The organism is Burkholderia stagnalis (genome assembly GCF_902830275.1).
Lineage (GTDB): Bacteria > Pseudomonadota > Gammaproteobacteria > Burkholderiales > Burkholderiaceae > Burkholderia > Burkholderia stagnalis.
In genome coordinates, this window is record NZ_CADESW010000046.1 from 1 (window position 1) to 11,855 (window position 11,855).

Consider the following 11,855-nt stretch of genomic DNA (forward strand, 5'->3'; position numbering starts at 1 on the left):
CACGAGCGCCTGAAGAGCCGCACCGGCCATTTCTTCGATCCGTCGCTGCTGCAGAGCCAGCTCGACACGCTCGAGGAGCCGGGCCCGGACGAAGCGATCGAGGTCAGCATCGAGCTGACGCCGGAGCAGATCATTGACCAGGTTATAAATGGCCTGGCAGCGTAACGACACGCCGTTTTGATTATTCGAAGAAGGCGTGACTTGGCCACTCCGATCCATATCGTGCGACGGAAGTCTTTAATTCGTCGATATTCAGAATCAGTCTCGCAGATAACCAGATCCAGTCGCACGAAAAAAAGCACTGGAATTTGAAGGTTTTGTTTAGAGCGTTTGGCATCCTATCGGAATTGTCATGAGAATCGCTATTCTGGAAGACGACCCGCACGAATCGTTCTTCGTTAGTCATGCGCTGAAGACATCGGGTCATACGTGCTATGTGTTCAGGGAAGGTGTCGATTTGAAACGACGCCTGCAGCGCGAGACTTTCGACATGTTGGTGCTCGACTGGTACGTGCCCGGGCTGTCCGGCGCCGATCTAATGACGTGGGTACGTACTCATGAAGGCGGAAAGAGTCTCCCCATCCTCTTCCTGTCTATCCGCGGTGACGACGCCGGCATCGCACATATATTGGATTCTGGCGCCGATGACTATATCGCCAAACCGGTGTCGGGCAGCCTCCTGCGCGCCCGTGTTGAGGCGCTTCTGCGGCGCTCATATCGGACCCGTATCTCAAGACCGGTCCTCGACTTCGGTCAGTTCCGATTCGACGTTACGGAGAGACAGGCGTATGCAAACGATAAACCGATCGGTCTTACCCAGAAGGAGTTCGAGCTTGCCTTGCTGCTGTTCCAGAACATCAATAGGCCGCTGTCGCGCACCTACCTTGTCGACTTGGTATGGAAAAGAGTGACGGACCTTCCTTCAAGAACGCTCGACACGCACATATCGCAATTGCGCACGAAACTTGGGTTGCGTCCCGAAAATGGCTACCGTGTCACGCCGATACACAGTTACGGCTATCGCCTCGAACAATTGATGCAGGAGTGACTTATGCCTCCGAAGTCGAGGAATGGCCTCGACTGCGATGACTTGCGAATTGACGGGCATCAAAGGGGCGATCAGCAATGACGGCCAGGCCGTCACGGTTCGGCGATCGATCCTGCTCAAGAATCAGGCGCGCACCTACGGTGGCGACGAGCGAGGCGCCGCATACATAGAGCAGAATCGTGCAGACGTACTGAAGAACGCTCGATATTCTGACCTTCCATCGCGCACGATAGGCACGCACATCTCGGTGCCGCGCGCGAAGCTCGGCCTGCGGCCTGAGAGAACGGTTACCGCCTCTCTACTAGCCTGGTGCAGTGACCGCTTCATCCAGCGAATTCGCACGGATGTCATTCCTCCGGCGAAGCAGGCAGCAGGAAATCATGAAGATCCTGACCTTCAAGCCACTTCGGCTTCCGACCTTTTCCGGTCCAAGTCTCGCCCGTCCGTGGATTCCAGTATTTCGGAGGACTTGATTTTTTTTGACCCGATTCCGTGAATTTTCTATGGGCGTTTTCCGCGATCGCGGCCATATGGTTGACTACCAGCTCGGCAACGCGCAATTTTTCTCGCTCTATTGCGAGATCGATTTCACGCTTGAGTTGTTCTGATTTCATGAAGAACTCAACATAACCATCCAGCAGCTCGACAATCGTCTCCATATTCATAAGGCGCAATCCGATTCAATTTTGGCTTTTGCCCACCACGCCCAAACTGCGGCGCTTGTGATCTGTTGCCCCGATCCCGGCGCACCGACGCCAACGACGCCAACGACGCCAACGACGCCAACGACGCCAACGACGCCAACGACGCCAACGACGCCAACGACGCCAACGACGCCAACGACGCCAACGACGCCAACGACGTGCGATCGCCCACCGTCCGTCGAGTTCGAACTGACGGTGACGGTCGGCTGTCCGGGGTCATGTCGTTCATGTCGACCGCGAAGCCGTCGTTGATTGCTGCCCGCGTCGTGTTGTTGATGGTCGTTGACAGGCGGTTCGGCAGCGAGCTGATGCTGGCCAATGTCGATGTGGCCAGCAGGGCGATTGAGCTTTTTGGCTGACGAAATGCCCGAAAGCAACGCCGGCGAGTACGCCAAGAAATTGGTGAAAGCCGATGATGAAATGGCTGCCTCCTTGCCCACCGAAACCTTGTGAAGAGATTTCGAACCCGCTCTTCTTGATCGACTGCATTCAGCGAAGGTTGGATTCATTTTGATACCCGGCTATGAAATTGCCACGACCTGTTTGCATGCAAACCCTGTCGATGGCTGATTGATCTGACGATTTTCTATAAAAAACAGATGTGCGGCGAGGTGGATGTGAGTTGATTTTGCGGAATTGAAGCGGCGTCAATTTATTGATGCAATAAGGCAATGCTCTTGGTTTTGCGATATTTCTGGAAATTTAAACATGTTTAACAAATATGAATTTGTATGATTTGTTGGTGTATTTGTAGGACAAGTGGACGTTGCCGGGGATTCGCGCGATACGAAACCAGATCGTCACGACATTTATGAGTATGCGGTTCTTGGTCGTGTCGCAGTAAGCGTGTTGTGGTGCAATCCTGCCGCCGGTAGTCCTGTTCGACGATGTTGGTCAGGTATTTGACGTGCCGCACGGCGATGGGAGTTTCCCGCTTGGCGTCGTGATTGTGAAGTGCAGGCTGGTTGGACGGACTACCGTCGATGGTGACCGTGTCGGGTTGGCCGTGTCGCTCGATGGCCCGACCGAAAATTCACTGTGCTGTAACCGTGTCGCGCTTCGCACGCTGCAGGATGTCAATGGCGTCTCTGGTCTTGTCGAGCGCTCGGTACACGTACTACCCCCGGCCGCGCACCAGATTGCAGGTTTCGTCCATGCGCCAGTTTCTATTTACTGGCCGCTTATGCTGGCGGCTGATCTGGTTCAGCACCGGCAGTAACTTCAGGGCCCAGGGATGCCCAGTCGAGTGGTCCACCGAGACGCGGTGCTCGGCCATCGTTTCCTCGAGATAGCTATGCCTGCGGACGGGCCACGCATCAACGTACGCAGGTCAGCATCATCTTCAAGACCTTCTCGACGTTCGCCTTCACGACTGCTGCTCACGGATATGGAGTTCGGCGTCGGACCATTTCACCGGCGGCTTACTACGACGGAACCTGTCCCACTTTTACTTCGCGGGGCGATTGGCAATTGATGCGGTCGGTTCAATGCGCTTCGGGGGCGTCATTGAATCTATTTGGGAAATAATCGAAAAATTAAACTGTATGAATAAACAAGGTAAACCATTAGAGATGCTGGGGGCAAGGTATTTGTTATTTAATTGGTGAAACTACGTAAGGGTAAAATCGGGGTGCTTTGGGCTTGAGTGCATTAAACATGGGAAGATTATTTTGAATTAGTTAGATGAATTCTAAAATTAACAATTATTAAAGATCTTTTTGCAAGATTTGGCATTATGAAGTTTTTAAAAAAATAGACTCCTGCTCGCATCGAAGGGTTTGTTGATTTCAGTAGGACAGTTGATCGGCTCTCTTCGTGGTCTTGGATGAAGTTCTGGTGGCGTGAAAAGCCCGGGGAGAGCGAGCAATGAATCGTATTTATAAGACAATTTGGAACGAGGCGCTCGGGACCTGGGTTGCAGCGTCGGAGATCGATAGCGCACGGGGCAAAGGCAGCGCGTCGTCGTGCACAGCGCGTGACGCCGATAATGCCTTGCAAGGCGGTAAGCCGCGGGGCAAGTTGTCCGCGATCAGCATCGCGATCGGGTTATGCGTCGCAGGCGTGATGGCTTTTTCTCTTCCGGCGTTTGCGCAGTATTCGGCAGGAGGGGGGAATGCTGTAAGTTCCAACGATATTGCAATCGGTAGGTCGACCTATGCTAACGGCAACTCGTTCCCGGCGGTCGCGATCGGCGATTTGTCAACGGCGAGTGGAAACAATTCGATAGCTCTTGGCGAATCCGCAACTGCAACGCAACTGGATGGCATGGCATTGGGCACTTTTACAACTGCGACCGGCACCGGCGCAATTGCATTAGGTACCAATGCGACTTCAACGGGCTACAACTCTGTCGCATTGTCCCCTTGGGCAGTCGCGACCGCTAACCGAGCGGTTGCAATAGGTGACAGTTCAACCGCATCGGCCGTGGATGCCGTCGCCATTGGCGGCGACGTCGCTTCAGGCGCCACGGCGGCTGCTACGAACAGCATTGCACTCGGCACTCTGGCGTCCGTCACGTCGACCGCCACATCAGGGGTCGCGATCGGCAAAGGAGCCACCGTGAACGTGGCGGGCTCGGTCGCGCTCGGACCGGGTGCCATCACGGCAGGCACCGCGGCTGCGGCAACGGGCGGCACCGGCACGGTCAGCAGCACGACCATCGGCAGCCAGACGTTCGGCACGTATGCGGGCGCAAGCGGCGCGGCGGGCGTGGTCAGCGTCGGCGCGCCGGGCGCCGAGCGTCGTATCCAGAATGTCGCGGCCGGCCTCGTCAGCGCATCCAGTACCGACGCCATCAACGGCAGCCAGTTGTACGCCGTCGCCAGCACGACGACGTCGAGCATCTCGAGCCTGTCCACGTCGACTTCGACCGGCATCAGCTCGCTGTCGACCGGTCTCAGCTCGACCAACAGTTCGGTCACGTCGCTGTCGACTTCTGCGTCGACCGGCATTTCGTCTGCCAATAGCTCGATCACTTCGTTGTCGACCTCAGCGTCGACGGGGATCTCATCCGCCAAAAGCTCGATCACGTCGCTGTCGACGTCCGCGTCGACCGGTATCAGTACCGCGCAAAGCGGTGTCACGTCGCTGTCGACCGGCCTGAGCTCGACCAACAGCTCGGTTGCCTCGCTGTCGACGTCCACGTCGACGGGCATCAGCACCGCGCAAAGTGGTGTCACGTCGCTGTCGACCGGCCTGAGCACGACCAATAGCTCGGTCACGTCGCTGTCGACGTCGACCTCGACGGGCATCAGCACGGCGCAAAGTGGCGTCACGTCGCTGTCCACCGGCCTGAGCTCGACCAATAGCTCGGTCGCGTCGCTGTCGACGTCGGCGTCGACGGGCGTCAGCACCGCGCAGAGCGGGGTCAATTCGCTGTCCACGGGCTTGAGCTCGACCAACAGCTCGGTCGCCTCGCTGTCGACGTCCACGTCGACCGGCATCAGCTCGCTGTCCACCGGCCTGAGCACGGTGACGGCCACCACCAACAACCTCGGCAACAGCACTGCCGCGGCCCTCGGCGGCGGCGCAACGTACAATCCGGCAACCGGCACCATCTCGGCCCCGTCGTACACCACGTACAACGCGAACGGCACGACGACCACCGCGAACAATGTCGGCTCGGCGATCAACAACATCAACAGTCAGGGTATCAAGTACTTCCACGCGAATTCCGCCGCGCCGGACAGCCAGGCCCTCGGCACCAACTCCGTCGCGATCGGCCCGAACGCGGTTGCGAACAACGCCGGCGACGTCGCCCTCGGTTCCGGTTCCGTCACCGCCGCCGCGAACCCGACCAGCAGCGCAACCATCGGCTCGACCACGTATGGCACCTTCGCCGGCGCTACGCCGTCAAGCGTCGTCAGCGTCGGTGCAGTTGGGGCAGAGCGCCAGGTCACGAACGTCGCGGCAGGCCGGATTACGTCGACCAGCACCGATGCAATCAACGGCAGCCAGCTCTATGCCGTCGCAAGCACGACCGGTTCGAGTATCACGTCGCTCTCCACGTCGACCTCGACCGGCATCAGTACCGCGCAAAGCGGCGTCACGTCGCTGTCGACGGGGTTGAGCACGACCAACAGTTCCGTTGCATCGCTATCGACCTCGACGTCGACGGGCATCAGCACGGCGCAAAGCGGTGTCACGTCGCTGTCCACCGGCCTGAGCTCGGCCAACAGCAGCGTTGCATCACTGTCGACGTCGACCTCGACGGGCATCAGCACCGCGCAAAGTGGTGTCACGTCGTTGTCCACTGGCCTGAGCTCGACCAATAGCTCGGTCGCCTCGCTGTCGACGTCGACGTCGACCGGCATCAGTACCGCGCAAAGCGGCGTCACGTCGTTGTCCACCGGCCTGAGCACGACCAATAGCTCGGTCGCGTCGCTGTCGACGTCGACGTCGACCGGCATCAGTACCGCGCAAAGTGGCGTCACGTCGTTGTCCACCGGTCTGAGCACGACCAACAGCAGTGTTGCATCGCTGTCGACGTCCACGTCGACGGGCATCAGCACCGCGCAAAGCGGCGTCACGTCGTTGTCCACCGGTCTGAGCTCGACCAATAGCTCGGTCGCGTCGCTGTCGACGTCCACGTCGACGGGTATCAGCACCGCGCAAAGCGGCGTCACGTCGCTGTCCACCGGCCTGAGCTCGACCAACAGCAGCGTTGCATCGCTGTCGACGTCCACCTCGACGGGCATCAGCACCGCGCAAAGTGGCGTCACGTCGCTGTCCACCGGCCTGAGCTCGACCAATAGCTCGGTCGCGTCGCTCTCGACGTCGACTTCAACTGGTATCAACTCGCTGTCGACGTCGACCTCGACGGGCATCAGCACGGCGCAAAGTGGCGTCACGTCGCTGTCCACCGGCCTGAGCTCGACCAACAGTTCGGTCGCGTCGCTGTCGACGTCCACGTCGACGGGCATCAGCACCGCGCAAAGTGGTGTCACGTCGCTGTCCACATCGGCGTCGACGGGTATCTCGACGGCCACCAGCTCGATCGCATCGCTGTCCACGTCGACCTCGACCGGCATCAGCTCGCTGTCCACCGGCCTGAGCTCGGTGACGACCAACACCAACAACCTCGGCAACAGCACTGCCGCTGCGCTTGGTGGCGGCGCAACGTACAACCCGGCAACCGGCACGATCTCCGCGCCGTCGTACACCACGTACAACGCCAACGGTACAACGTCCACGGCCAACAGCGTCGGCGCGGCCATCGACAACATCAACAGCCAGGGCATCAAGTACTTCCACGCGAATTCGACTGCGCCGGACAGTCAGGCCCTTGGCACCGACTCCGTCGCGATCGGCCCGAACGCCATCGCGAACAACGCCGGCGACATCGCGCTCGGCGGCGGCTCCGTCACCGCGGCCGCGAACCCGACCAGCAGCGCGACCATCGGCTCGACGACGTACGGCAACTTCGCTGGCGCCACGCCGTCGAGCGTCGTGAGCGTCGGCAACGCAGGGGCGGAGCGTCAGATCACCAACGTGGCGGCCGGCCGGATCACGTCGTCCAGCACGGACGCGATCAACGGCAGCCAACTCTATGCAGTCGCGAGCACGACCGATTCGAGCATCACGTCGCTGTCCACGTCGACTTCGACCGGCATCGGCTCGCTGTCCACCGGCCTGTCGAGCACGAACAGTACCGTCGCATCGTTGTCCTCGACACTGTCGACGTCCGACAGCGCGATTGCGTCGCTGTCGACCGGACTCTCGACAACGGATAGCAGCGTGACTTCGCTGTCGACGTCCACGTCGACGGGCGTTTCGTCAGCCAACAGCTCGATCGCGTCGCTGTCCACGTCGACCTCGACGGGCATCAGCTCGCTGTCGACCGGCCTGAGTTCGACCAACAGCTCCGTTGTCTCGCTCTCCACATCGACGTCGACCGGCATCAGCTCGCTGTCGACTGGGTTGAGCTCGACCGATAGCTCCGTCGCCTCCCTGTCGACTTCCACGTCGACGGGCATTTCGACGGCCACCAGCTCGATCACCTCGCTGTCCACCTCGACCTCGACGGGCATCAGCTCGCTGTCGACCGGTTTGAGCTCGACCGATAGCTCGGTTGCTTCGCTGTCGACCTCCACGTCGACCGGTATCTCGACAGCCACCAGCTCGATCACTTCGCTCTCGACGTCGACCTCGACGGGTATCAGCTCGCTGTCCACCGGCCTCAGCTCGACCGATAGCTCCGTCGCGTCGCTTTCGACGTCCACATCGACGGGCATCAGCACTGCACAAAGCGGCGTCAACTCCCTGTCGACGGGCCTGAGCTCGACCAACAGCTCCGTCGCTTCGCTGTCCACCTCGACTTCGACCGGTATCAGCTCCCTGTCAACAGGCCTGAGCTCGACCGATAGCTCGGTTGCGTCGCTGTCGACGTCCACGTCGACGGGCATTTCGACGGCCAACAGCTCGATCACCTCGCTGTCCACCTCCACGTCGACGGGTATCTCGACGGCAACCAGCTCGATCACATCGCTCTCCACGTCGACCTCGACCGGCATCAGCTCTCTGTCCACCGGCCTCAGCTCGACCGATAGCTCTGTTGCGTCACTTTCGACGTCCACGTCGACGGGTATCAGCACTGCACAAAGCGGCGTCAATTCTCTGTCGACGGGTCTGAGCTCGACCAACAGCACCGTCGCTTCGCTGTCCACCTCGACTTCGACCGGTATCAGCTCGCTGTCCACCGGCCTCAGTTCGACCGATAGCTCGGTTGCGTCGCTGTCGACGTCCACGTCGACGGGCATCTCGACGGCCACTAGCTCGATCGCGTCGTTGTCCACGTCGACTTCGACGGGTATCTCGACGGCCACCAGCTCGATCGCGTCGCTCTCTACGTCGACCTCGACGGGTATCAGCTCGCTGTCGACCGGTCTCAGCTCGACTGATAGCTCCGTCGCTTCGCTGTCGACCTCTACATCGACGGGCATTTCGACGGCGACCAGCTCGATCGCGTCACTGTCCACGTCGACCTCAACGGGCATCAGCTCGTTGTCCACTGGCCTGAGCACGACCAACAGCTCGGTTGCCTCGCTCTCGACGTCGACCTCGACGGGCATCAATTCGCTGTCGACCGGCTTGAGCTCGACCGACAGTTCCGTCGCGTCGCTGTCGACCTCCACGTCGACCGGCATTTCGACGGCCACCAGCTCGATCACCTCGCTGTCCACCTCGACCTCGACGGGTATCAGCTCCCTGTCGACCGGCCTGAGTTCGACCGACAGCTCGATCGCCTCGCTGTCCACCTCGACCTCGACCGGCATCGGCTCGCTCTCTACCGGCCTGAGCACGACCAACAGCACGGTCGCATCGCTGTCGACCTCCACGTCGACCGGCATCGGCTCGCTGTCGACCGGCTTGAGCACGACCAACAGCAACCTCACATCGCTGTCGACGTCGACCTCGACCGCGATCCAGGCCGCCAAGACGCACTACTACAGCGTCAACGACAACGGCACCCAGCAGGCCAACTACAACAACGACGGTGCTTCCGGCGTCAACGCCATCGCATCGGGCGTGAACGCAAGCGCCTCGGGCGCGAGCAGCGTCGCGGTCGGCGACGGTGCGAACGCCTCGTCGAACGGTGCAGTCGCCATCGGCCAGAACGCGTCGGCCACCGGCGGCAAGGCCGTCTCCATCGGCGTCGCCAACACCGCCAGCGGCGACGGCGCGGTCGCGATCGGCGATCCGAACGTAGCCACCGGCACCGGCGCGGTCGCGCTCGGCGCGAACAACACGGCGACCGGCAACGGCGCACTGGCGATCGGCAACGCCAACTCCGCCACCGGCAATGGCTCGCTCGCCCTCGGCAACACCTCCACGGCCGCCGCCGCCGGCTCGCTCGCCTTCGGCTCGAACGCGGTCGCCAACAACATCAACGACATCGCGCTCGGCACGAACTCCGTCACGGCCGCCGCGAACCCGACGTCGAGCACGACGATCGGCGGTGTCACGTACCTCTTCGCGGGCAGCTCGCCGACGAGCGTCGTGAGCGTCGGCGCGCCGGGCGCGGAACGCCAGATCACCAACGTCGCCGCGGGCCGCATCTCGGCCACCAGCACGGACGCGGTCAACGGCAGCCAGCTCAACGCGACGAACCAGGCCGTCAACAGCCTGTCGACGGCAACGTCGACGAGCATCGGCTCGCTGTCGACCGGGATCAGCTCGCTGTCCACCGGCCTGAGCTCGACCAACAGCACCGTCGCTTCGCTGTCCACGTCGACGTCGACCAGCATCAGCTCGCTGTCGACCGGCCTGTCGTCGACCAACAGCAACCTCACGTCGCTGTCGACGTCGACCTCGACCGGCATCGGCTCGCTGTCGACGGGCCTCAGCTCGACGAACAGCACCGTGGCATCGCTGTCGACCGGCGTGACCACCATCAACAACACGCTGAACCAGCTGTCGACGACCATCAATAACAACACGACGCGCACGGCGAACAACAACGGCGTTGCGGCCGACATGAACGGCACCGGCACGGATCGTCCGACCGTCACCGCCGGCTCGAACTCGGCGGCAATCGGCGCAAATTCAACGGACGGCGGTCGTTCGAACGTCGTGTCGGTCGGCAACGACACGCAACAGCGCCAGATCATCAACGTCGCGCCGGGTACGCAGGGCACCGATGCCGTCAACGTCAATCAGTTGAATACATCGGTCGCGCAAGGTGTTCAACAGGCAAACGACTACACCGATCGACGGGTCAATGATATGAACCGGGCGATCGGCGATGTTGCCAAGAATGCGTATGCGGGCGTCGCGGCAGCGATGGCAATGCCGAATCTCACGCCGTCCCAGCCGGGGCGTACGGTGGTCGGGGTTGGGGTGGGGAGCTACAAGAGCGGAAAGGCGGGCGCAGTCAGCGTCACCCATCGTTCAGAAAATGGTCGGTGGCTGATCAACGGTGGAGTCGCCGGCACGTCGACTGGCGATGTGGGCGTACGTGCGCAAGTCGGATACGAGTGGTGATGAAAGAGGGGCGGATTCGGTGACCAGGGTGTTTACCTTGCCGATGGGAAACGCCGTCCGCGATCTTGCAATCAGATTGTTTGGAATCCAATGCGATGATGAAACGTAGATATATTTCCGGCGCCCTGATGTGTATTCTCCTGTTGTCAGGATGCGGCGGCATGGCGCCGATAACGGACAAAAACGGAGCGGTCGTGTTTCCTGATCGCAGTACTGCATGGTTGAAGGAGGGCACGTTTCCGAACGTCGAAAATTTGCGGCAGGTCGAGCCCGGGCTGACGAAGGAACAGGTTTACGCGCTGATTCGCGAACCACATTTCGATGAGGGACTGTTTGGCGTGCACGTATGGAACTACATCTTCAATTTCCATACGTCGAACAAACCGGGCTACGTTACGTGCCAGTATCAGATCCAGTACGACGATGACTATCGCGTCAAGGCGACCTACTGGAAGGAACCTGCGTGCGTGACGCTGCTCGCCGAACACCGCGGTGTCAAAGATGAGTAAATGGCTCTAAGTCAAATTGTGAGGAAACCTACGAATGAAAACCATTCTGACCGCATACATCTTGTTCAGCCTTGCCTCGACTGCAATGGCCTGCGAATTGACGGGCATCAAAGGGGTGATCAGCAATGACGGCCAGGCCATCACGGTTCGGCAATCGATCCTGCTCAAGGATCAGGCACGCACCTACGGTGGCTACGAGCGAGCCGCCGCATACATGGAGCAGAATCGTGCTGAAGTACTGAAAAACGCTCGATTTTCTCAGGCCGTCAAGGACCAGGTCAGCAGCGACATGCTGAAGAACGAACAGGACCTGAAATGCTGGGCGTTGATCTGTAAGAAGGACAGTAGCGATACTGGGTGTCAATTCTAGACGGGGCTGTTTACAGTCTGGCCGCCGAGCCTATCCGAAATTTTGTGTGTGAGGCATAAGCTGATGGCCAAGGCGCCACGATATGCCCCGCAACCGGCGTCGACTGAGCTCGACATCACATGTTCGGGTAATTCGGCCCGCCGCCGCCTTCCGGCGTGACCCACACGATGTTCTGCGTCGGGTCCTTGATGTCGCAGGTCTTGCAGTGCACGCAGTTCTGCGCGTTGATCACGAGGCGATCG

5 protein-coding genes and 4 pseudogenes are annotated in these 11,855 nt (G+C 60.3%); 7 read left to right on the top strand and 2 right to left on the bottom strand.

Features of this window, described 5'->3' with window-relative positions; translation table 11 throughout:
- Both HWY45_RS35920 and HWY45_RS35925 read left to right on the top strand, forming a co-directional pair.
- Positions 1 to 165, top strand: a pseudogene (locus HWY45_RS35920) (gluconokinase); the annotation flags it as partial.
- A gap of 187 nt (positions 166 to 352) precedes the next feature.
- Entirely contained in the window at positions 353 to 1,048 is a 696-nt protein-coding gene (locus HWY45_RS35925) for a response regulator transcription factor (RefSeq protein ID WP_059882079.1), read from the top strand.
- A gap of 347 nt (positions 1,049 to 1,395) precedes the next feature.
- On the opposite strand, the gene HWY45_RS35930 is transcribed toward HWY45_RS35925, so the two are convergent.
- Positions 1,396 to 1,713, bottom strand: a complete 318-nt coding sequence (locus tag HWY45_RS35930) for an H-NS family nucleoid-associated regulatory protein (protein WP_081059872.1) — start codon at positions 1,711 to 1,713, stop codon at positions 1,396 to 1,398.
- 65 nt (positions 1,714 to 1,778) lie between these two features.
- Between HWY45_RS35930 and HWY45_RS35935 the strand changes: the two genes are divergently transcribed.
- From HWY45_RS35935 to HWY45_RS35950, 5 genes and pseudogenes are all read left to right on the top strand, one after another.
- Positions 1,779 to 2,111, top strand: a complete 333-nt coding sequence (locus tag HWY45_RS35935; protein ID WP_170304060.1) for a hypothetical protein — start codon at positions 1,779 to 1,781, stop codon at positions 2,109 to 2,111.
- A 1,507-nt stretch (positions 2,112 to 3,618) separates the two neighbouring features.
- A pseudogene (locus HWY45_RS37580) lies at positions 3,619 to 3,717 on the top strand (ESPR domain-containing protein); the annotation flags it as partial.
- A gap of 132 nt (positions 3,718 to 3,849) precedes the next feature.
- Positions 3,850 to 10,734, top strand: a pseudogene (locus HWY45_RS35940) (YadA-like family protein); the annotation flags it as partial.
- A 95-nt stretch (positions 10,735 to 10,829) separates the two neighbouring features.
- Positions 10,830 to 11,210, top strand: a pseudogene (locus tag HWY45_RS35945) (outer membrane protein assembly factor BamE); the annotation flags it as partial.
- A gap of 67 nt (positions 11,211 to 11,277) precedes the next feature.
- Complete coding sequence (locus tag HWY45_RS35950) at positions 11,278 to 11,613, top strand: hypothetical protein (RefSeq protein WP_059885371.1); 336 nt, start codon at positions 11,278 to 11,280, stop codon at positions 11,611 to 11,613.
- A 115-nt stretch (positions 11,614 to 11,728) separates the two neighbouring features.
- Here the strand turns inward: HWY45_RS35950 and HWY45_RS35955 are convergent.
- Positions 11,729 to 11,855 (bottom strand): 4Fe-4S dicluster domain-containing protein (locus HWY45_RS35955; protein WP_131931286.1); only part of this gene is annotated, 127 nt, incomplete at its 5' end.